This is a genomic window from Hansschlegelia sp. (assembly GCF_035538955.1).
In the GTDB taxonomy this organism is placed as follows: Bacteria; Pseudomonadota; Alphaproteobacteria; order Rhizobiales; family Methylopilaceae; genus Methylopila.
This window is the reverse complement of sequence record NZ_DATLJK010000014.1, coordinates 163,520-183,590: the sequence shown is the minus strand read 5'-3', so window position 1 is coordinate 183,590 and position 20,071 is coordinate 163,520. Positions and strand designations below refer to the sequence as shown.

The 20,071-nt window shown below is 68.6% G+C and carries 19 protein-coding genes; 6 read left to right on the top strand and 13 right to left on the bottom strand.

Annotated features, from left to right (window positions below; all coding sequences use genetic code 11):
- Positions 1-75: 75 nt before the first annotated feature.
- Positions 76-285 (top strand): hypothetical protein, encoded by a 210-nt coding sequence (locus VM780_RS10320; protein ID WP_325447185.1) that lies wholly within the window; start codon positions 76-78, stop codon positions 283-285.
- Positions 286-294: 9 nt separating this feature from the next.
- Here VM780_RS10320 and VM780_RS10315 read toward each other — a convergent pair whose 3' ends face one another.
- The 4 genes from VM780_RS10315 to VM780_RS10300 form a co-directional block, all read right to left on the bottom strand.
- Positions 295-1,116 carry a phosphatidylcholine/phosphatidylserine synthase gene (locus tag VM780_RS10315; protein ID WP_325447184.1) on the bottom strand — a complete coding sequence of 274 codons (822 nt, stop codon included), beginning with the start codon at positions 1,114-1,116 and terminating at the stop codon, positions 295-297.
- Between the two features lie 2 nt (positions 1,117-1,118).
- Positions 1,119-1,826, bottom strand: a complete 708-nt coding sequence (locus tag VM780_RS10310) for a phosphatidylserine decarboxylase (protein ID WP_325447183.1) — start codon at positions 1,824-1,826, stop codon at positions 1,119-1,121.
- A 53-nt stretch (positions 1,827-1,879) separates the two neighbouring features.
- On the bottom strand, positions 1,880-3,856 hold the full coding sequence (locus VM780_RS10305; RefSeq protein WP_414652811.1) for an ABCB family ABC transporter ATP-binding protein/permease: 1,977 nt from the start codon (positions 3,854-3,856) through the stop codon (positions 1,880-1,882).
- 106 nt (positions 3,857-3,962) lie between these two features.
- Entirely contained in the window at positions 3,963-5,408 is a 1,446-nt protein-coding gene (locus VM780_RS10300; protein ID WP_325447182.1) for a LysM peptidoglycan-binding domain-containing protein, read from the bottom strand.
- A gap of 138 nt (positions 5,409-5,546) precedes the next feature.
- Between VM780_RS10300 and VM780_RS10295 the strand changes: the two genes are divergently transcribed.
- Complete coding sequence (locus VM780_RS10295) at positions 5,547-6,152, top strand: TIGR00730 family Rossman fold protein (RefSeq protein ID WP_325447181.1); 606 nt, start codon at positions 5,547-5,549, stop codon at positions 6,150-6,152.
- A gap of 7 nt (positions 6,153-6,159) precedes the next feature.
- Here VM780_RS10295 and VM780_RS10290 read toward each other — a convergent pair whose 3' ends face one another.
- The 5 genes from VM780_RS10290 to yajC form a co-directional block, all read right to left on the bottom strand.
- Positions 6,160-7,014, bottom strand: a complete 855-nt coding sequence (locus tag VM780_RS10290) for a phytoene/squalene synthase family protein (RefSeq protein WP_325447180.1) — start codon at positions 7,012-7,014, stop codon at positions 6,160-6,162.
- Positions 7,011-7,397, bottom strand: a complete 387-nt coding sequence (locus tag VM780_RS10285) for an Mth938-like domain-containing protein (RefSeq protein ID WP_325447179.1) — start codon at positions 7,395-7,397, stop codon at positions 7,011-7,013. Before VM780_RS10285 ends, VM780_RS10290 begins: the two co-directional genes overlap by 4 nt.
- An 86-nt stretch (positions 7,398-7,483) precedes the next feature.
- Entirely contained in the window at positions 7,484-8,449 is a 966-nt protein-coding gene (gene secF / locus VM780_RS10280) for a protein translocase subunit SecF (protein WP_325447178.1), read from the bottom strand.
- 18 nt (positions 8,450-8,467) lie between these two features.
- The gene (gene secD, locus VM780_RS10275; RefSeq protein ID WP_325447177.1) at positions 8,468-10,078 is read right to left on the bottom strand and encodes a protein translocase subunit SecD; all 1,611 of its coding nucleotides are present in this window, start codon (positions 10,076-10,078) and stop codon (positions 8,468-8,470) included.
- A 42-nt stretch (positions 10,079-10,120) separates the two neighbouring features.
- Complete coding sequence (yajC, locus tag VM780_RS10270) at positions 10,121-10,465, bottom strand: preprotein translocase subunit YajC (RefSeq protein WP_325447176.1); 345 nt, start codon at positions 10,463-10,465, stop codon at positions 10,121-10,123.
- 310 nt (positions 10,466-10,775) lie between these two features.
- Between yajC and VM780_RS10265 the strand changes: the two genes are divergently transcribed.
- The gene (locus VM780_RS10265; protein ID WP_325447582.1) at positions 10,776-11,639 is read left to right on the top strand and encodes an ATP-binding protein; all 864 of its coding nucleotides are present in this window, start codon (positions 10,776-10,778) and stop codon (positions 11,637-11,639) included.
- Positions 11,640-11,642: 3 nt separating this feature from the next.
- Here the strand turns inward: VM780_RS10265 and recO are convergent, their stop codons facing one another.
- The 3 genes from recO to eno all read right to left on the bottom strand — a co-directional run bounded on the left by recO (position 11,643) and on the right by eno (position 14,834).
- Positions 11,643-12,371 carry a DNA repair protein RecO gene (recO, locus tag VM780_RS10260; protein ID WP_325447175.1) on the bottom strand — a complete coding sequence of 243 codons (729 nt, stop codon included), beginning with the start codon at positions 12,369-12,371 and terminating at the stop codon, positions 11,643-11,645.
- 178 nt (positions 12,372-12,549) lie between these two features.
- Positions 12,550-13,476: a cation diffusion facilitator family transporter gene (locus tag VM780_RS10255; RefSeq protein ID WP_325447174.1), complete on the bottom strand. Its 927-nt coding sequence runs from the start codon at positions 13,474-13,476 to the stop codon at positions 12,550-12,552.
- A gap of 71 nt (positions 13,477-13,547) precedes the next feature.
- Positions 13,548-14,834 carry a phosphopyruvate hydratase gene (gene eno, locus VM780_RS10250; RefSeq protein WP_325447173.1) on the bottom strand — a complete coding sequence of 429 codons (1,287 nt, stop codon included), beginning with the start codon at positions 14,832-14,834 and terminating at the stop codon, positions 13,548-13,550.
- A 169-nt stretch (positions 14,835-15,003) separates the two neighbouring features.
- Between eno and queF the strand changes: the two genes are divergently transcribed.
- The gene (queF, locus tag VM780_RS10245) at positions 15,004-15,450 is read left to right on the top strand and encodes a preQ(1) synthase (RefSeq protein WP_325447172.1); all 447 of its coding nucleotides are present in this window, start codon (positions 15,004-15,006) and stop codon (positions 15,448-15,450) included.
- 190 nt (positions 15,451-15,640) lie between these two features.
- On the top strand, positions 15,641-16,669 hold the full coding sequence (locus VM780_RS10240) for a hypothetical protein (RefSeq protein ID WP_325447171.1): 1,029 nt from the start codon (positions 15,641-15,643) through the stop codon (positions 16,667-16,669).
- A gap of 23 nt (positions 16,670-16,692) precedes the next feature.
- Here VM780_RS10240 and VM780_RS10235 read toward each other — a convergent pair whose 3' ends face one another.
- Positions 16,693-18,321: a CTP synthase gene (locus VM780_RS10235; protein WP_325447170.1), complete on the bottom strand. Its 1,629-nt coding sequence runs from the start codon at positions 18,319-18,321 to the stop codon at positions 16,693-16,695.
- Positions 18,322-18,657: 336 nt separating this feature from the next.
- Between VM780_RS10235 and VM780_RS10230 the strand changes: the two genes are divergently transcribed.
- On the top strand, positions 18,658-20,061 hold the full coding sequence (locus tag VM780_RS10230; protein ID WP_325447169.1) for a M48 family metalloprotease: 1,404 nt from the start codon (positions 18,658-18,660) through the stop codon (positions 20,059-20,061).
- The last annotated feature ends 10 nt before the right edge of the window (positions 20,062-20,071 follow it).

Below are 20,071 nucleotides of genomic sequence, written 5' to 3'. Positions count from 1 at the left end.
GTCGCAAGCAGCTTAATCTCTCGTTAACCACGCCAGCTTAGCGTCTTCGTCACGCAAAGCTGCAAGGACCTGCCGATGCCGTCCGCCGCCGCCGCGTTGTCAGCACCATCAAAGAAGCTTCCGCACGTACTGCCGGAGCCGGAAACTTCGGTCGCCGACATGCGCGCCTTTCTGGCGCGGACGCGCCCCCAGACTCCGTCGGAGGCGCTGCGGCTGCTGCGCGCCGCCTATCCGGATGCGCCGCTCGGACTGCGGGTGGCGGCCTGCGGCCTCGCCGGAGAATAGCCGATCCAGTTACGCCGCCGCCTTGGCGGCGGATCGGTCGCGCTCGATCAGCCTGCGGTGGTGCATGAAGGCGAAAGGCAGCGTCGCCAGGTAGCCAAGCGTGACGAGCGTCAGCACCAGCCACGGATATCCGATCAACAGCGTCACAAACAGCGCGCCTGCGATCAGCGCGGGGGCGACATAGACGCGGTTGATCCGCGCGCCGAGTTGCTTGCCCGACCAAGTCGGAAACGGGCTCACCATCAGCAGCGCGATCGCGATGACGTACGCAAGGACCACCGGCTCGCCGAGCGGGGTCCGCGGAAAGCCCAGAAAGCCCAGATAGATCGGAAGTAGTGAGGAGATCGCGCCGGCGGGCGCCGGAACGCCGGTGAAGAAGGCGCTCGACCAGGCCGGCTTCATCGGATCGTCGAGCGCGACGTTGAAGCGGGCCAGTCGGAGCGCCCCGGCGATCGCGAACACGAGCGATCCGATCCACCCGATGTTTCCAAGGCCGTTCAGGCCCCAGATATAGAGGATGAGGGCCGGCGCGACGCCGAAATTCACAAAGTCAGTGAGGCTGTCGAGCTCGGCGCCAAAGCGGGAAGTGCCCTTCAGCAGCCGCGCCAAGCGCCCGTCGACGCCGTCGAGCGCCGCCGCCAGCACGACCAGATAGACGGCGAGCTCCAGCCGCCCTTCCAGGGCCATGCGGACGCCGGTGAGGCCGGCGCACAGCGCCAGAAGGGTGACGAAGTTCGGGACCAGCAGTCTGAGCGGCACGCTGCGCAGCCCGCGCCGTTTGTGGACCGGCGCTGTGGGCGAGTGGTCGTCCTGTTCGAGCGACGGATCCATGCTCAGCCCTTAAAGAAGGTCCGGGTCTCGCCCATGGCGGCGAGATCGGCGATCACCGTCTCGCCGGCGATCGTCTTCTGCCCGACCCCGACCAGCGGCGTGGCGCCGGCAGGCAGGTAGTGGTCGACCCGGCTGCCGAAGCGAATGAGGCCGAAGCGCTGGCCGGCCGCGAGCGGCTCGTCCTCCCGGACGAAACACACGATGCGTCGCGCGACCAACCCGGCGATCTGCACCACGCCGACCCGGCCCCGAAGCGACTCGATCACAAGGCCGTTGCGCTCATTGTCCTCGCTCGCCTTGTCGAGGTCGGCGTTGAGAAACTTTCCGGCCGTGTAGGCGATCCGGGTGACGCGGCCCGCGACGGGCGCACGGTTCACGTGTACGTCAAACACGTTCATGAAAACCGCGACGCGCGGCAGCGGCTCCGCGCCGAGGCCGAGTTCCGCCGGCGGAACCGCGGGCTTCACGTCGCACACAGTGCCGTCGGCCCCGCTCACCACCAGCCCTTCGCGAATCGGCGTGACCCTGTCGGGGTCGCGAAAGAAGAGGGCGCACCAGATAGTGGCCCCTACCCCGATCCAGCCCAGCGGCTGCCAGATAAGGAACAGGATGAAGGCGACGATCGCGAAGATCGCGATGAACGGGCGCCCTTCGCGATGGATCGGAACCATCGCGTTGCGGATGGAGGTGGTGACGTCATCAAGAGCCATGGCGGCAGGTCTTACGCGATCGCGCCGTCTGAACCAAGCGAGCCGGCGCTCCCCTATTCGGCGGCGTCGCGGGGCTCATCGTCCTCCAGTGACGGCTCGCCATCGTCATCCGACGCCGCTGCAACTGCTGCCGGAGCGGGCGCGATGGGAGCCGCCTCTCCCATCCTCGCGAGCGTCTCGCGCGCCTGATCAGCCTCGCGCTGCCGGTTCCAGAGGCTGGCGTAGAGACCGCCCTGCGCGATCAGCTCCGCATGGGCGCCGCGCTCCACGATCTCCCCGGCGTCCAGCACGAGGATCTCGTCGGCGGCGACGATCGTCGACAGGCGATGCGCGATCACGATCGTGGTGCGGCCTCGGGAAACCCGTTCCAGCGCGTCCTGGATTTCCTTTTCGGTCGCGCTGTCGAGCGCGGAGGTCGCCTCGTCGAGAATCAGCAGCGGCGGTCCTTTGAGGATCGTGCGGGCGATCGCGACGCGCTGCTTCTCGCCGCCCGAGAGCTTGAGACCGCGCTCTCCGACCTCCGTGTCGTAGCCCTTCGGGAGCAGGCGGATGAAGCCGTCGATCTGCGCGAGCTCGGCGGCGCGCTCGACCTCTTCGTCCGTCGCGTCCCACCGCCCGTAGCGGATGTTGTAGCGGACCGTATCGTTGAACAGGACCGTGTCCTGCGGGACCATCCCGATGGCGTCGCGCAGCGATGCCTGCGTTACGTCGCGGATGTCCTGGCCATCGATGGTGATGCGGCCGGACTGCACGTCATAGAACCGGAACAGCAGGCGCGAGATCGTCGACTTGCCGGCGCCTGAGGGGCCCACGATCGCGACCGTCTTACCCGCTGGCGCTTCGAAGCTGACGCCCTTCAGGATATGCCGCTCGGGATCATAGGCGAAGCGCACGTCCTCGAAACGGATCGAGCCGCCGGTCACCGCCAGGGGCCGCGCGTCCGGCCGATCCTGAATCTCGGGCGACTGCTCCAGCAGCCGGAACATCGCTTCAAGGTCCGCCACCGCAAGTTTGATCTCGCGATACACGAACCCCATGAAGTTCAGCGGCACGTAGAGCTGGATCATCATGGCGTTGATCAGCACGAAGTCGCCAAGCGTGTTGCGTCCTGCCCGGATGTCGCCGACCGCCATAATCATGCAGACGGTGAGCCCGACCGAGAAGATCACGGCCTGTCCGGCGTTCAGCCAGGCGAGCGAGGTGTAGGTCCGGATCGCCGCCTTCTCGTAGCCCGCCATCGAACGGTCGTAGCGGTTGGCCTCCCGGACCTCGTTGCCGAAATATTTGACCGTCTCGTAGTTGAGCAGGCTGTCGATCGCCTTGGAGCTGGCGTCGGTGTCGTTCTCGTTGAGAATGCGGCGGAAGCCGATGCGCCTCTCGGTCGCGAAATAGGTGAACACCAGATAGCAGGCGACCATCACGGCCACGACGCCGGAATAGGCGGCGCCGAACTGCCAGGCCAGCACCCCGAGCACCAGGGCGAATTCCAGGATCGTCGGGACGACCGTGAGCAGCGCGGTGCGGGTCAGCGTCTCGATCGCGAGCCGGCCGCGGTCGACCACGCGGCTCACCGCCCCCGTCCGGCGGGCCAGATGGAACCTGAGGCTCAGCCGGTGCATGTGGCGGAACACCAGCAGCGACAGCCGGCGAACGGCGTGCATGACAACCGGGGCCGTGATGCCGTCGCGCGCCTGGGCGAGCGCCACCATCAGGATGCGACCGAGTCCGTAGGCCACGACCATGGCGACCGGCGCCGCGAGCGCGAAGCTCCGCCAGCTGTCGCCCGCCGCCGGAGCGTCGCCCTTGGCGAGCAGCGCGAGCGCATCGGTCGCGAATTTGAACCCGTAGGGGACGAGGACCGTGACGAGCTTGGTCAAAACCAGCAGAACGACCGCGACTGCGATCCGGCGTTTCAGGTCTGGCCGGTCGCCCGGCCAGATGAAAGCCTGGAGCCGCCGCATCGTCCGAAAGAACGCAAAGCCGCCAGCCGTCATCTCCGCGGGTCCGCCGTCGCGGCGACGCCTCACCATGGCCGGCGCCTGGGAAGAATGGCGCCGTGCGCGAACTGACTGAACGCTGTTGTCATGAGCGCTCGGAGGTAAGGTGCGCCAGCCGCTGCGGCAAGGCCGGCGCTGGTCAGCGGGCGGCCGACGGGTTGGGCGATCCCGCCGGAAGAACGAACACCTGGCCGGGATAGATCAGGTTGGGGTTCCGGATCTGCGCGTCATTTGCCTGGAAGATCATCGTGTAGCGGCGGCCGTGCCCATAGGCGCTGCGGGAGATGCGCCACAGGCTGTCGCCGCGGCGGACTTTTACGGTCTCAAGCGAAACGATCACGGGATTTGCGGCATCCGACGCCGACGGGGAGGCGCTGGCCGGGGGCGTCGCCGCGGCGGCCGGGGCTTCGGGACTCGCGTCCGGCGCCTTGGGAAGATCCGATGACCCGCTCGGTACTGGCGCAGGCTCCGGCTCGCGAGGGACGGTCTTCGCCGCCTCGCGGCGCGGCTGCGGCTTCTCGTCGGCCGCGGCGACCTCGGGTTGATAGGTGAAGCGCGCTTCCGCCCGCTCGGCCACTTTCCCGGCGGCGTTCTCGATCCTGTCCACGCGAACCGTGTAGTCGCCCGGGCTCAGACCACGCTCGACCCGGAGCGACCACCGGCTGTCCGTTCCGGCGACGGCCTGCGCGACCAAGGCGTCGTTGAGATAGATGCGCAGGTTGGCGCCCTGAGGCGCCGCCCCCTGCACGAAGAACCGCCCGCTTTCTGCGTCCACCGCCCCGATTGAGAGCCGAGACTCCCCGCCAGCCGCCGCGGCAGGGGCTGCGCGCCGCGCCTCCTCTGCCGGAGCCTCCGCCTTCGCAGTCGAGGGGGCTTGGGGCTTCTGCAGGATCTTGGAGGGCGCGTTCGGCTCGTTCAGCACAACCATCACATCCTTGGACGGAGGCTGCGGCACGGAGACGGTGACGCTCTGCTGCGAGACATGCTCATCGCCCCCGGGCCCACGCGTCTTGAGCGCCAGCTCGTAATCGCCGGGCGCGAGCGGCGGCGGCGTCATCGCCCACTGGCCCTGCGGATCGGCCTTCGCGGCGTCGTGGGGGCGCCCGTTCGCGAGAAGCTCGACGTCGCATGGGCCGGCGCAGCGCCCGGCCACGACGAGTTCGCCCGACGGCTCGACCCGCACCACGTCGAAGGTCGCGCCAGCGGATGCGCGCGGCGGAGCCGCGGCGGGCCGCTCCGCGGTCGGCGTCGACGCCTGCGGAGGCTGAACTAACGCTTTGGGGGAGGACGGCTGATCCGCGGGCGGGGCTGAAGGATTCGGCGTTGTGCGCGACTCGGGAGCGGCTTCCGCTGGAGGCGGGCTCGGACCAGCCGGCGGTTCAGCCTTCGCTTCGGGCTTCGCCTCGCTCGGAGCCTGCGGCGGCGCCCGATCCTGCGCGGGCGGCGCGCTTAGCTCGCCGGGTCCTTCCGGACCCGCGCCGAGCCGGCTCAGGCCACCTTCGCGCCAAGCGTAGAGGGCGACGAGCCCGGCGACGACCGCGAAACCGATCGCGAAGCCGTTCCTGACCGCGGGGTCCATCGCCATGGCAGAAGCACATCCGTCACAGAGGGTTCAATTCGACTCTCCTACAAGGGAACCAGCGTGGATGCACACTATCTGTATGAAAAACGCAGGAAGGAACGCGCCTTGACCGCAGTCGAAGCGGCGGGGCCATCTCAACAGATGAATCAGATCAAGAACGTTTGCGTCTATTGCGGCTCCAGCCCTGGCGGGCGCCGCGACTACATGGCTGCGGCCGAGGATCTCGGCCGCACGCTCGCTGAGGCTGGGGTCGGCCTCGTCTATGGCGGCGGCAATATCGGCCTGATGGGGGCGGTCGCGCGCGCCGCTCTCGACGCCGGCGGGCACGTCACCGGAATTATCCCGCAGTTCCTCGTCGACCGGGAGGTGATGCTTGGCGATGTGCAGGAACTGCTCGTCACCGCCGACATGCATGAACGAAAGCGACTGATGTTCGAACGGTCGGACGCGTTTGTGGCGCTACCGGGCGGCATCGGCACGCTCGAGGAGCTTGTCGAGCAGCTGACCTGGGCGCAGCTCGGCCGTCACGACAAGCCGATCCTGATCGCCGACCTGTTTGGCTTCTGGTCGCCGCTGCTGGCGCTGCTCGATCACATGGCTGAGCACGGCTTCCTGAGGCAGGGGCTCGCGCTGCCCTATCTGGTTGCGAACCGCATCGAGGACATTCTTCCTGCGCTCGAAGGCGCCGCCCCGCTTCTGGAGGCGCTGGACGACGAGGCCTCGGCGGCCACTCTCGAGCAGCTCTGACGGGAGATCAGAAGGGGGGCGCCCGGCGGCTCGCGCGCCACAGCCGCAGCAGCCGTCGCCAGCGCGCCGGCTCCGGCGGGGGCGCAAGCGGAGACGGGGCGCGGTCGAGCCGCTTGAGATCGCCTTCCAGAACAGCGATCGGCAGAAAGGCTGGCGCGGCTACAGGATCAAGCGCCCTCGCCGCGGCTCGCGCCTCACGGAGCCTCTGCCGCGCAAGGTCGCGAAGCTCGGCCGTGAGCGAGCCAAGCTCCGGGGTCGCGCGGGTCTGGAAGAAGTCCTCCCGAACGACGCCGAGCGCAGCCATTCGGTCCACAGGCAGCAGGGCGTTCGAACGAGGCAGCCGGCGCAGCAGCCGGACGATACCGCGCGCCACTCCCGCGTAACCCGCAGCCTCCGCGCCGCCAGGGTCGACGCCGGCGGCGCAGATCAGCGAGGCGAGTCGCAGCACGGCGGACGACGTCGCGCCCAGACGGCCCTCGAGCTCGCCGGACGAGGCGATCGGATCGTCATAGAGGTCGTCCGTCCTGGCGTCGACGAGGTCGAGCAGCGCCTGGCGCGGCAGCCGACCATAGCGGGCCGCGGCTTCCAGGGCCCGCGCGACCGGGTGGGCCACGGCGTCCGCCCGCTCGGGATCGTTCAACGCGTCGCGCCACCATTGCAGGCGGAGTTCCCCGACCATGGGGTCGCGGACCAGCCCACGAACGCGTGCGAGCTCGGCGTCGAAGGCGTAGAGCGCCAGAAGATGCGGTCGCGCCGCGGCGGGCGCGAACAAGGTGGAGGCGTAGCGGTCGAAGTCCCAGTCCCGCGCCAGCGAGGCGATCGGATCGCCGACGACCACCCGTGGCGCGCCGGTTTCGTTCATGGGACTGCGAGCAGCGCCGCCGCCACCCGCCTCTCTTCGGCGATCATCACGTTCCAGGTGCGCGCGGCGGCGCCGGTCGCCATCACCTCCACGACGAGCCCTGCGTCCCGAAAAGCCTGTCGCAGCCCCGGCTTCAGCGCCGCAAGATCGACGCCTGTGCCGATCAGCAGCGTGTCGATGGCCTCGGCCTCCCGGAACACGCGCTCGAAAGCCGCCTCGTCGAACTCGGATGCGGCCGCGCAGCGCCACGCCCACATGCCCGACGGCGTCGCGAGCAGCGAGCCGCGATGGGATAGCTCCCCGAAGCGGAAACCGCCGCCGCCATAGGCGTCGATCGGGTGACGTCCCGGGAGATGGCGCTCGTCTTCTTCGGCAAAAGGCATGAGGCCGCTCGCTTCACCAGAACGACCTACCGCTTAGCCGCGGCCGCCGCCACCGCGCCGGTCCGCGACCCTGGGGACGCGGCGCCTCAGGCGGGCCGGCGAGAGATCGCAGCCGCCTTCGCCGCGGCCGCCGCTTTGTCGTCCGCCGCGGCGCGCGCCGAGGTCTTCACGCCGAGATAGATCAGCATCGGGCTCGAAACGAAAATCGCCGAATAGGTGCAGATGATGACGCCGTAGAGCATCACGTTGGCGAAGCCCTGGATCGCTTGGCCGCCGAACAGCACCAAGGCGAGCAGCGACAGCGCCGTCGTCGTGGCGGTCATCACCGTGCGCGACATCGTCGAGTTGATGGAGAGATCGAGCAGCTCGGGGGTCGGCAGGTTCTTGTATTTGCGCAGCAGCTCGCGCGTGCGGTCGAACACCACCACGGTCTCGTTCAGCGAATAGCCGACAATCGTCAGGATCGCAGCGATCGAGGTCATGTTGAACTCTTCGCGGGTGATCACGAAGAAGCCGAGCGTGAGAACGATGTCGTGCAGCGTGCCGATGATGGCGCCGATCGCGAACTGCAGTTCGAACCGGAACCAAAGGTAGGCCAGCACCGCTACGATCGAGAGCACGACGCCGAGCGTTCCGGACTGGACCAGTTCGCCCGAGACGCGCGGCCCGACAGTCTCTACGCGCCGGATGTTGAAGTCCTTCTCGAACGCCGCGCGGGCCCGCTGAACCAGTGCGCTCTGCGCCGCCTCGCCGCCCGGCTGCGTGCGGAAGCGCACCGAGATGTCGCCGGCTGAGCCGATTTCCTGCACCTCGACGTCGCCGACCTCAAAGCTCCGCGCGAGCGTCCGGACAGCGCCGGGATCGGCCGCGCCCGATTTGGGCTGGATCTCGATCAGCGTGCCGCCGGTAAAGTCGATCCCAAAGTTCAGGCCCATCGTGAGAAACAGCACGATGGTCAACACCGAGATTGCCGCGGAGAACGGGAAGCTCAGCACGCGCCAGCGCACGAAGCGGAACTTGCTGTCGTCGGGGAAGATGCGGAGAAGGCGCATGGGTCTCGCTTGGCTCCGTCAGAACGGCATGGTCTGCGGCCGCGTGCGGCGGTACCACACGGCGATCATCATGCGCGTCATCGTCACGGCGGTGATGACCGTCGTCAGGATGCCGAGCAGGAAGACGACCGCGAAGCCGCGCACCGGGCCCGAGCCGAGCAGGAACAGGATGACCGCGGCGATCGCCATGGTCGAATTGGAATCGAAGATGACCGCGAAGGCGTGCCGGAAGCCGGCCTCGATCGCAGACACCATGCTGCGGCCGGCCCGGAACTCCTCGCGGATCCGCTCGTAGATCAGCACGTTCGAGTCCACCGCCGTGCCGATCGTCAGCACGATGCCGGCGATGCCGGGCAACGTGAGCGTCGCGCCGAGCAGCGACATCAGCGCGAAGATGAAGATGACGTGGATCGCGAGCGCGATGTTCGCGAAGAAGCCGAACACGCCGTAGGTCGCGAACATGAAGACGACGACGAACAGCGCGGCGTACCAGGTCGCGCGGGTGCCGGCGTTGATCGAATCCTGGCCGAGGCCCGGGCCGACGGTGCGCTCTTCGATGACCGTCAGAGGCGCGGGCAGCGCGCCGGCGCGCAGCAGCACGGCGAGGTCGTTGGCGCTCTGGACGGTGAAGTTGCCGGAGATCTGCCCTTGGCCGCCGGTGATCGGCTCATTGATGCGCGGCGCCGAGATCACCTTGTCGTCGAGCACGATGGCGAACGGCTTGCCGACATTCGCCTGCGTGACTTCGCCGAAGGCGCGCGCGCCCTTGGTGTTGAACTTGAAATTGACGATCGGCTCGTGAGTCTGCTGGTTGAAGCCGGCCTGGGCGTCGGTGAGATCTTCGCCCGACACCAGCACGCGCTTCTCGACCAGGATCGGGGCCGTCTGACCGCCGCGGTCCTCCTGCAGAACCTCCGAACCTTCGGGAGGGCGCCCGGCCGCGGCTTGCTCGGGGGGCATCGACAGATCGACGAGGCGGAATTCGAGCTTCGCCGTCTGGCCGAGGATATCTTTCAGCCGCTGAGGGTCCTGAAGGCCCGGCACCTGAAGCAGGATGCGGTCCGCGCCCTCGCGCTGGATCGACGGCTCGACGGTGCCGAGCTCATTCACGCGGCGGTCGACGATCTGCAGCGATTGGTCGACGGCTGAGCGGATCCGGGCCTGTAGAGCGGCTTCCGTCAGCGTCGCGGCGACGCCGCGGTCGCCCTGTGAGGAGACGTCGACCTCCACCGGCCCGGCGCCCCCGAACAGCGAGCCTCCGACCGGAGTGGCGAGCGTCCGCAACTTCTCGAGCGCCAGATCGCGCTGGGACGGATCGCGCAGGGTCGCCGAGACGGTGTTGCCGTTCAGCTGGATCGCGGTGGTCCCGATGCGGGCCTCGCGCAGCACCCGGCGCACGTCTTCCTGAAGCGCCGTCGCGCGCGACTTGCGCAGCGCGTCGCCGTCGACCTCAAGCAGAAGCTGAGAGCCGCCCTGCAGATCGAGGCCGAGCACCACGGTCCTCGCCGGGAACCAGCTCGGATACTGGTCGCGCACGGACTGCGGCAGCACGTTCGGCAGCGCGAACAGGATGCCGAGGGCGCAGAGCGCAATGACTGCGACCGTCTTCCAGGTTGAAAAATAGAGCATGGAGCGCCGAAAGTCCTGCTGGCGGTCTCCTGACGATGAGCGTCAGGGGGCCTCGGTCTTGACCGGCTCGCCCTTGGCGCGAACCTCGGCGATCATCCCGCGCGCCAGCCGGACCCGCACGTTGTCGGCGATCTCGACCTGAACTTCCGCGTCATCGACGACCTTGCTGACCTTCCCGATCAGCCCGCCCGAGGTCACGATCGTGTCGCCGCGGCGGACGTTCTTGATCATCTCCCGGTGCTCCTTCGCGCGCTTCTGCTGCGGGCGCAGGATCAGGAACCACATGATCACGAAGATCAGCACGAAAGGCAGGAGCTGGATCAGGAACTCCGATCCTCCGGGCGCGGCGCCCGTGGCCGTCTGAGCGAAGGCGGGGGTGATCAACATGAGAGCTCCGATGGCGGGGTCTTCCGCCTCGCTCTGGAGAGCCGGCTTCAACCTTGGGGAACGCCGCCGGAGCGGGCCCCGGCGAAAGCGCGCGGACTATAGCCACGGCCCCCATGAAATCAAATCACGCCTCAGCCGGCGGCGAGCTCTTCTCCTTTCGTCGGACATGAGGCCGACGCAGCCCTCCCCAGTCGCCTGCAGCGGTGGACGCTGCCGGCGCGCGCCGCTACCACGGCTGCCGCTGGCGCTTGGTGGCTCAGGCGTCGCAATCCCAAGAGCGAGCAGAGCCTTGTCCGACCCGTTCTACTCTATGCCGGCGACCGACACGCGCGACGCGCTGCTGGCGCGGATCGCCGACGCGCTGGAGCGCATGGCCCCGGCGCGCGCAGAAGCGCCGGACTTTTCCGCCGCCGACGCCTTCGTGTGGCAGGCGCCCGAGCGGCGGCTTTCGCCGGTCGCGAAGGTGTCGCGCGTGGACATGGTGCTCCTGAAGGGAATCGATCGCGCCCGCGACCAGCTGCTCGACAACACCTTCCGCTTCGCGCGCGGCAAGCCCGCGAACAACGCGCTGCTGTGGGGCGCGCGCGGCATGGGCAAGAGCTCGCTTGTCAAAGCGACTCACGCGACCGTCTCGGCTGCCCTCGAAGCGGAGGGGAGGCCCAAGCTCAAGCTCGTCGAGATCCATCGCGAGGACATCGAGACCCTGCCGATTCTCATGGGCCTGCTGCGGCCGGCGCCCTACCCGTTCGTGCTGTTCTGTGACGACCTTTCCTTCGACCTCGAGGACACCTCCTACAAGTCGCTCAAGGCGGTGCTCGACGGCGGCATCGAAGGACGGCCCGAGAACGTGCTGTTCTACGCGACCTCCAACCGTCGGCATCTTCTGGCGCGCGAGATGATCGAGAACGAGCGCTCGACCGCGATCAATCCCGGCGAGGCGGTCGAGGAGAAGGTCTCCTTGTCGGACCGCTTCGGCCTCTGGCTCGGCTTCCACCGCTGCAGCCAGGACGAATATCTTGCGATGGTGACCGGCTACGCCCGGCATTTCGGGCTGGAGGCGGAGCCGGAGGACCTGCGGCGCGAGGCGCTCGAATGGGCCACCACGCGCGGCTCCCGCTCCGGGCGTGTCGCCTGGCAGTTCATCCAGGATTTCGCCGGGCGCGCCGGAGCCTGACGTTCAGGCGGCGCGGCGCAGCAGGGCCAGATAGGCGGCGCGCGAGTCCGGCGGCCGCATGCCGCGGGGCGCCCAGACCCGCGTGTCGAGGAAGTAGCCGGTGAGCGCGAAGCCCGCCGCCACGTCCGCAGCGGTGGGGGACGCGTTGGCCCCGCCGGCCACCAGAAATGGCGGCAGCGCGAACAGCTTTTCGGCGTAGGGCGCGCCCGCCTCGCGGCCGACCGCCCTCCCCGACTTCGGCGAGACGTAGATCAGGTCCTCGGTCCCGCCGCTGGCGGCGCAACTCGACAGATCCAGTCCAAAGCCGAGCTCCGCCAGCACCGCAAGCTCGAGCCGGACCAGCAGCGCCGGCGCGCTCGTCGGATCGTCCAGATGATCGGCGACGATCTCCGCCGCCTCGTAGAGCGCTTCATGCGGATCGCGCTCAGGGATAAGGCGCAGCAGCCCGCCGAGATGGCCGACGCCGTGCAGCGCGTCCGCCCGTTCCATCAGCCGGCCGGCCCGCGCGAAGAGCGGCTCGACGGTGAGAGCGCCGAGATGGTCCTCGAGTCGCGCCCGCCATGTCGCCCGCACCGTATTTCCTGGCTGGAGCGCCGCCTGCAGCCTGCGCGATCGTCCGCCGCGCACCAGCCCGAGATGACGGCCATGGGCGCGCGTGAAGAGCTCCAGCACCACGGAGGTCTCGCCGTGCCGCCGCACCCCGAGGATCAAGCCGTCATCGGTCCATTGCATCAGGAGGAAAATGGCGCCCGCGCGCGGCGGCGTCCACGGCGGCGAGCCGCAAGCTTCCCGTCCGCCGCCGTGAAGCCGCAGAAAACGCGCCGGGGGGCATGCCGCAACTAGCTAATGTCGCCGCCACACCCGCTCCTGCTCTTTCAGCACAACGCGGGCCGCGACGGCACGGCCTGCCTCAAACGACGTGCGGCGGAGCGAGAGGACAGGTCTCGGCGGCCCGCTCGACCTGGATGGTCGGATGCGCGATGCCGAAGCGGACGTGAAGATCATGCTGCAGGCCGCGCAGGAAGTCGTCGCCAGGATGGCCCGACGGAATCACCAGATGCGCCGTCAGCGCCACCTCGGTGGTGCTCATCGACCAGACGTGAAGATCGTGGACTTCGGTGACGCCGCGGCGGTCGCCCAGAAAAGCCGCGACCTCCTCGACGTTCAGACCTCGCGGCGCGGCGTCGAGCGACATGGTCACGCTGTCCCGAAGCAGGCCCCACGTGCTCCAGAAGATCAGCGCAGCGATCGCGAGGCTGGCTGCGGGGTCGATCCAGGCGGCGCCCGTGTAGACGATCGCGAGGCCGGCGAGGATCACGCCCGCCGAGACGCCGGCGTCCGCCGCCATGTGCAGGAAGGCGCCTCTGATGTTGATGTCGTCCCGGCGCCCTTTCATGAAGAGCGCGGCGGTGGCGCCGTTCACGGCGACGCCGATCGCCGCCACCACCATCACCGTCATTCCGGCGACGCTCACAGGCTCGGCGAAGCGCCGGATGGCCTCCCAGACGATCCCGCCGACCGCCGCGAGCAGCAGCAGCGCGTTGAACAGCGCGGCGAGAATGGATGTGCTGCGCATGCCGTAGGTGTAACGGCCCGAGGGCGGGCGCTGCGCCAGCGTCGCTGCGGTCCAGGCCGCCAACAGACCGAGCACGTCTGAGAGATTGTGCCCGGCGTCGGCGAGCAGAGCGGTCGAATCGGCGAGGACGCCATAGACGACCTCGACCAGCACAAAGACGACGTTGAGCGCCACGCCGACCGCGAAGGCGCGCCCGTAGCTCGCCGGCGCGTGCGAATGTCCCGCGCCGTGGCTGTGATCGTGCGCCGCGTGGTCATGCATTGGCCCGGTCTCCTCAAGACCGGGCCGTGATACCTTTGGGGCGCGACGTTATGCTAGAACACTCCGGCCGTTCAGCCGGCGAGCGCCTTCAGCGCCGCCCTGCCCGCATATTTGGCGGTCGCGCCGAGCTCCTGCTCGATCCTCAGCAACTGGTTGTACTTCGCGACCCGGTCGGAGCGGGCGAGCGATCCTGTCTTGATCTGCCCGCAATTGGTCGCGACGGCGAGGTCCGCGATGGTGGAGTCTTCGGTCTCGCCGGAGCGGTGCGACATCACCGCCGTGTAACCGGCTCGGTGCGCCATATCGACCGCCGCGAGGGTCTCGGTCAGCGAGCCGATCTGGTTGACCTTGACCAGGATCGAATTGGCGACCCCCCGCCGGATGCCGTCCGAAAGCCGCGCCACGTTGGTGACGAACAGGTCGTCGCCGACGAGCTGCGTCTTGCTCCCGCAGAGATCGGTGACGGCCTTCCAGCCCTCCCAGTCATCCTCCGCCATGCCGTCCTCGATCGAGGCGATCGGGTAGTTGGAGACGAGGTCGGCGAGGTAGCGGGCCTGCGCCTGCGGGTCGCGCGTCGCGCCCTCCCCCTCATAGACGTACTTGCCGTCCTTGAAGAACTCGGTCGAGGCGCAGTCGAGCGCCAGGAAGACGTCCTCGCCCGGCCGGTAGCCGGCCGTCTCGATCGCCTTCATCACGAAGCCGAGCGCCTCCTCGGCCGACTTCAGGTTCGGCGCGAAGCCGCCCTCGTCGCCCACATTGGTGTTGTGGCCAGCGTCCTTGAGCTGCTTCTTCAGCACATGAAAGATCTCGGCGCCGGTCCTCAGCGCCTCGGAGAAGCTCTCCGCGCCGACCGGCATGATCATGAATTCCTGGAAATCGATCGGGTTGTCGGCATGCGCGCCGCCATTGACGATGTTCATCATCGGCACCGGCAGGACACGGGCCGAGGTCCCGCCGACATAGCGGTAGAGCGGCGCGGCGCCCGCCGCCGCCGCCGCCTTGGCGACCGCCAGCGAGACCCCCAGGATGGCATTGGCCCCGAGGCGCTCCTTGTTCGGCGTGCCGTCGAGCGCGATCAGCGTCTCGTCGATCTGGACCTGCGCCTCGGCCTCGAAGCCGCCGATCGCGTCGAAGATCTCGCCATTGACCGCGTCGACCGCCTTGGTCACGCCCTTGCCGCCGTAGCGCTTCTTGTCGCCGTCGCGCAGCTCCACCGCCTCATGCGCGCCCGTCGAGGCGCCGGAGGGAACCGCCGCGCGGCCGAGCGAGCCGTCCTCGAGCGTGACGTCCACCTCGACGGTCGGGTTGCCGCGGCTGTCCAGAATTTCGCGGGCGACAATGTCGACAATGGCGGTCATGGGCGCAGAGCTCCGGCTTTCCGAGTGAGCGGCGCCGCACCTCTAAAGGAACCATGCGACACGTGAAAGTCGCGGAACGCCCGCTGCGACGCTACATCCGTCGTAGACGCCGCCCCGCTCCGGCCGCCCGAGAGGCGGCCTAGCCGAATGACGCACTCCGAGAACCCAGATGACCGATCTTCAGCTCGGCAAGCAGACGCCGCTGCCGACCTCCCCCGACGAAGCCACGCTCGACAGGGTGCCGAACCCGCACGCGGACACGAATTATGTCGCCCGTTTCATAGCGCCGGAATTCACCTCGCTGTGCCCGGTGACCGGCCAGCCTGACTTCGCACATCTCGTGATCGACTACGTGCCGGGCGACTGGCTGGTCGAGTCCAAGTCGCTCAAGCTGTTCCTGGGCGCGTTCCGCAATCACGGCGCTTTCCATGAGGACTGCACCGTCGGGATCGGCAAACGGCTCGTCGCCGAGATCGCGCCGCGCTGGCTGCGGATCGGCGGCTACTGGTATCCGCGCGGCGGCATCCCGATCGACGTGTTCTGGCAGCATGGGACGCTGCCGGAAAACGTCTGGGCGCCGGATCAAGGCGTGCCGCCCTATCGTGGCCGCGGCTGAGCCGGCTGGAAGCGGCGTAAATGCGGCTTTCGCCGTCATCGGTCTGTTGCGGATCGTCGCCGGAGGACTCCTCGTCCCGAGAAGCGCTTGAGCCCTCGGATTCGTGAGCGGGCCGCCCCGGAAACGCCCCACGAAGCAGAAAGATTCGCAGCCGCCGAACACCAACGATCCGTCGGCGGGAGACTGCTTCATGAAACCCCAGAAGACTGACGGCGCCAGCCGGCCCGACACGCTCGTCATCACCAATGGCGACAGCGCGGCCGCGCGGCTCGAGGAGGCCGGGGTCGCACGCTCGATCCTGCCGTGGCGGGACGTCCTGCATGACGGTCCCGTGCCGGCGATCAGCGGCCTGGAGCGGCTGTCGGCGATCCGCGCCGCTTTCATCGCCGCCGATCTCGGGATCGCGCCCGACGAGGTGGCCGCCGAATTCCGCGCACGCGACGCGACCGTGCGCCGTCACGTCTGCTTCCCGCGCATCGAGATCTGGCTCGAGCACGATCTCTACGACCAGCTCCAGCTCCTGCAGATCCTCGACTTCTTCCGCTCCGAACGGCGGCTGGACGGCCTCTATCTCGTTCAGGCGGACGACTATCTCGGCCGGCAGCCGGCCGACGCAATGCGCCGGCTCTCGGGCTCCGCGCAGCCGGTGACGGAAGAGCAGCTCGCGCTCGCCAGCGAAGCGTGGAGCGCCTTCACCTCGCCGACCCCGCATGCCCTGGCGCGGCTCGCCGCGCGCGACGTCGAAGCGCTGCCGCACCTCGGACCGGCGCTGAAGCGGCTGCTCGCCGAACTGCCGGATCCGCTGCGGGGGCTGACGCTCACGGAGGAGCGCACGCTCGGTCGCCTCGCCGAAGGAGAGGCCACGAGCGGCGAGCTGTTCCGCGACGTGACGCGTCAGGACGACGCTCAGTTTCTTGGCGACGCCAGCTTTTTCCGGCGGCTCGACGGGCTCGCTTTCGCGGACCGGCCGCTGATCGAAGGACTGCCCGGCCCTTCACAGGCCTATTGCGGTCTCGGTCGGCAGTCGATCGGCGAAGGCTATGCAGAGTTCGCGCGCGCGCCCGTGCGGCTGACCAAGGCAGGCCGCGCGGTGCTGGCGGGTCGCGCCGACCACCGGGTCCTCAACCGCGTCGACCATTGGGTCGGCGGCGTGCATGTCTCGCCGGCCGCCCTTATCCGCTACGATCGCGCCGGCGGCTATCTGGTCGCGCAGGCCTGAGGAGCCGGAAGTCGGCTGGGCCTTCAGACCAGCCGGCTCTGCATCAGCGCCGCCTCGACGAAAGAGGCGAACAGCGGATGCGGCTCGAACGGCCGCGACTTCAGCTCCGGGTGGAACTGCACGCCGAGGAACCAGGGATGATCGGCGTACTCGACGATCTCCGGCAGCAGGCCGTCGGGCGACATGCCGGAGAAGATCAGGCCGTTCGCCTCAAGGCGCTCGCGATAAGCGGTGTTGACCTCGTAACGGTGCCGGTGGCGCTCGGAGATGTCGTAGGAGCCGTATATCTCGGCCACCTTGGAGCCGCGCGAGAGCCGGGCCTCATAGGCGCCGAGCCGCATCGTGCCGCCGAGGTCGCCTTCCGCGGCGCGGCTTTCCAGCGTGTTGCCGCGCGTCCACTCAGTCATGAGGCCGACCACCGGCTCAGGGGTCGGGCCGAATTCGGTCGAGTTCGCCTCGTCCACGCCTGCGAGGTTCCGCGCCGCCTCGATAACGGCCATCTGCATGCCGAAGCAGATGCCGAGGTAGGGCACCTTGCGCTCGCGCGCGAAGGTCGCCGCCCGGATCTTGCCCTCGGCGCCGCGCTGGCCGAACCCGCCCGGCACCAGAATGCCGTGGACATGCTCGAGGAAGGGCGCCGGATCCTCGTTCTCGAAGATCTCGCTCTCGATCCAGTCAACGTTGACCTTCACGGTGTTGGCGACGCCGCCATGCACCAGCGCCTCATAGAGCGATTTGTAGGCGTCCTTCAGACCGGTGTACTTGCCGACGATCGCGATCGTCACCTCGCCTTCCGGGTGGCGGACGCGGCGCGTGACCTCACGCCAGCGCGACAGGTCGGGGGCGCCCGTAGGCTCGATCCCGAAGGCGCGCAGCACCTCGGTGTCGAGTCCCTCGCGGTGGTAGGCCTCCGGCACCTCATAGATGGTGTCGACGTCGCGCGCCTCGATCACGGCCGTCTCGCGGACGTTGCAGAACAGGCCGAGCTTGCGGCGCTCCTCCGGCGGAATCGGGCGGTCGCAGCGGCAGAGCAGGATGTCGGGCTGGATGCCGATCGAGCGCAGCTCCTTGACGGAGTGCTGGGTCGGCTTGGTCTTGAGCTCGCCCGCGCTCGGGATGAACGGCAGCAGCGTCAGGTGGATGTAGATCGCGTCGCCGCGCGGCAGATCGTTGCCGAGCTGCCGGATCGCCTCGAAGAACGGCAGCCCCTCGATGTCGCCGACGGTGCCGCCGATCTCGACCAGAACGAAATCGTAGCCCTCATTGCCCTCGCGCACGAACTCCTTGATGGCGTCCGTCACGTGCGGAATCACCTGCACGGTCGCGCCGAGATAGTCGCCGCGCCGCTCCTTCGCGATGATGTCGCGATAGATCCGACCGGTCGTGATGTTGTCCTGCAGCGAAGTCGGCCGCCCGGTGAAGCGCTCGTAGTGCCCGAGGTCCAGGTCGGTCTCGGCGCCGTCGTCGGTGACGAACACCTCGCCATGCTGGGTCGGGCTCATCGTGCCGGGGTCGACGTTGAGATACGGGTCGAGCTTACGCAGCCGGACCGTATAGCCCCTCGCCTGCAGCAGCGCGCCGAGCGCGGCCGAAGCGAGGCCCTTGCCGAGGGAGGAGACCACCCCGCCGGTGATGAAGACGTAGCGCGCCATCCATCCTCTTTCGCGTCAGGGCGTCGCACGCTCCCGCACGACTCTTCAGCACTAGACGGGCGCTCGCCGATTCGGCGAGACGCCGCGGCCCGTTGTCCACATGCCGTAAACGCACGAACGCCGACCCGCCGGAGGAAGACCTTCCGGGGGACGAGCGGCGGCGTGTTTGAGGCTGGCGGACGTGTTAGCCCGGCTTTGGCCGCCGCGCAAAGCCCCAGACGCCAGATCGGGCTTTTTCCTGTGAAGCCGCCTCACGCGCCCCTGATGTGTCGCGCGTTGACCCTATCTCGCTCGCGCCCCTAGTGTCCGCCGACTGAAGACTGCACGAGGATCGGCATGCCCTTCCGACTCGCCGCCGACCGCCGCTCCCTGATGGATCGTCTCCGCCAGGCGACTGCGACGCTCGTCGCCTGCGGGCTGGTCGCCGCCGGATGTCCCGCGCCCGCCGCCGCACAGAGCAGCCGGGGGCTCCCGGTGATCCGCGACGCCGAGATCGAGAGCCTCCTGCGCGACTACATGACGCCGATCTTCCGCGCCTCGGGCGTCGGCGCCGGCGTGGTCGAGATCACCATCGTCAATTCGCGCGAGTTCAACGCCTTCGTGGCCGACGGGCGGCGCATCTTCGTCAACGCCGGCACGCTGATGGACGCCAAGACGCCCAATGAGGTGATCGGCGTTTTGGCGCACGAGACCGGGCACATCGCCGGCGGTCACCTCGCCCGCATGCGCCAGCAGATCGACAACATGCAGACGATGGCGATCGCCGCCATGCTGCTGGGCGCAGGCGCGGTGGGCGCGGCGATGGTCGGCGGCTCACGCAGCGCCGGCGACGCCGCGCTCGGCGCAGTGATGGGACCGCAGGAGGTGATCCGCCGCAGCCTGCTCAGTTACCAGCGCACGCAGGAGGAGGCCGCCGACCGCGCGGCCGTGAGCTACCTCAACAAGACCAAGCAGTCCGCCAAGGGCATGCTCGTCACCTTCAAGCGCTTCGCCGACCAGATCGCATTCTCGCGACGCTTCATCGATCCTTACGCGCAGTCCCACCCGATGCCGCAGGACCGGATCGAGAATCTCGAGGCGTTGGCCGAGAAGAGCCCGTACTACAACACCACCGACTCGCCCGCCCTCCAGGCGAGACACGACATGATGCGCGCCAAGCTGTTCGGCTTTATTGACACGCCCGACGGCGTCGGCCGCCGCTACCCGCCGAGCGACCAGAGCCTTCCGGCGCGCTACGCCCGCGCGATCGCGACCTACCGCTCCGCGCCTCTCCAAGGCGCCATCGCACAGATCGACGGCCTGATCGCCGCCCAGCCCCAGAACCCCTACTTCCACGAGCTGAAGGGGCAGGCTTATCTGGAGAATGGCAAGCCGAAGCAGGCGATCCCGGAGCTCCGCCAGGCTGTCGCGCTCGCGCCCGGCGCGCCGCTGATCCGGACCATGCTGGGCCAGGCGCTGAACACCGGCGGCGATTCTAAGACCGCGCTTTCCGAACTCACCCGCGCCACCGCCGTGGACACCAAGAACGCGGCGGGCTATCGCGAGCTCGCCCAGGCCTACGCCCGGCAGAACAAGCTCCCGGAGGCCGATCTCGCCACCGCGCAGGCGGCGTTCGCAGAGGGCGACTACGGCACCGCTCGGCAGATCGCGGAGCGGGCGAAGAAGGGCCTCAAGCCCGGCACGCCGAACTGGCTGAAGGCCGACGACCTCGCGACCTACAAGCCGCAGAAGATGGACTGAGGCTGCGAAC

What these genes read in the sequence shown, in the direction of transcription:
- VM780_RS10320 (WP_325447185.1), top strand. Translation starts at nt 76, where the DNA reads ATGCCGTCCGCCGCCGCCGCGTTGTCAGCACCATCAAAGAAGCTTCCG.
- VM780_RS10315 (WP_325447184.1), bottom strand. Translation starts at nt 1,116, where the DNA reads ATGGATCCGTCGCTCGAACAGGACGACCACTCGCCCACAGCGCCGGTC.
- VM780_RS10310 (WP_325447183.1), bottom strand. Translation starts at nt 1,826, where the DNA reads ATGGCTCTTGATGACGTCACCACCTCCATCCGCAACGCGATGGTTCCG.
- VM780_RS10305 (WP_414652811.1), bottom strand. Translation starts at nt 3,856, where the DNA reads ATGGTGAGGCGTCGCCGCGACGGCGGACCCGCGGAGATGACGGCTGGC.
- VM780_RS10300 (WP_325447182.1), bottom strand. Translation starts at nt 5,408, where the DNA reads ATGGCGATGGACCCCGCGGTCAGGAACGGCTTCGCGATCGGTTTCGCG.
- VM780_RS10295 (WP_325447181.1), top strand. Translation starts at nt 5,547, where the DNA reads ATGAATCAGATCAAGAACGTTTGCGTCTATTGCGGCTCCAGCCCTGGC.
- VM780_RS10290 (WP_325447180.1), bottom strand. Translation starts at nt 7,014, where the DNA reads ATGAACGAAACCGGCGCGCCACGGGTGGTCGTCGGCGATCCGATCGCC.
- VM780_RS10285 (WP_325447179.1), bottom strand. Translation starts at nt 7,397, where the DNA reads ATGCCTTTTGCCGAAGAAGACGAGCGCCATCTCCCGGGACGTCACCCG.
- secF (WP_325447178.1), bottom strand. Translation starts at nt 8,449, where the DNA reads ATGCGCCTTCTCCGCATCTTCCCCGACGACAGCAAGTTCCGCTTCGTG.
- secD (WP_325447177.1), bottom strand. Translation starts at nt 10,078, where the DNA reads ATGCTCTATTTTTCAACCTGGAAGACGGTCGCAGTCATTGCGCTCTGC.
- yajC (WP_325447176.1), bottom strand. Translation starts at nt 10,465, where the DNA reads ATGTTGATCACCCCCGCCTTCGCTCAGACGGCCACGGGCGCCGCGCCC.
- VM780_RS10265 (WP_325447582.1), top strand. Translation starts at nt 10,776, where the DNA reads ATGCCGGCGACCGACACGCGCGACGCGCTGCTGGCGCGGATCGCCGAC.
- recO (WP_325447175.1), bottom strand. Translation starts at nt 12,371, where the DNA reads ATGCAATGGACCGATGACGGCTTGATCCTCGGGGTGCGGCGGCACGGC.
- VM780_RS10255 (WP_325447174.1), bottom strand. Translation starts at nt 13,476, where the DNA reads ATGCATGACCACGCGGCGCACGATCACAGCCACGGCGCGGGACATTCG.
- eno (WP_325447173.1), bottom strand. Translation starts at nt 14,834, where the DNA reads ATGACCGCCATTGTCGACATTGTCGCCCGCGAAATTCTGGACAGCCGC.
- queF (WP_325447172.1), top strand. Translation starts at nt 15,004, where the DNA reads ATGACCGATCTTCAGCTCGGCAAGCAGACGCCGCTGCCGACCTCCCCC.
- VM780_RS10240 (WP_325447171.1), top strand. Translation starts at nt 15,641, where the DNA reads ATGAAACCCCAGAAGACTGACGGCGCCAGCCGGCCCGACACGCTCGTC.
- VM780_RS10235 (WP_325447170.1), bottom strand. Translation starts at nt 18,321, where the DNA reads ATGGCGCGCTACGTCTTCATCACCGGCGGGGTGGTCTCCTCCCTCGGC.
- VM780_RS10230 (WP_325447169.1), top strand. Translation starts at nt 18,658, where the DNA reads ATGCCCTTCCGACTCGCCGCCGACCGCCGCTCCCTGATGGATCGTCTC.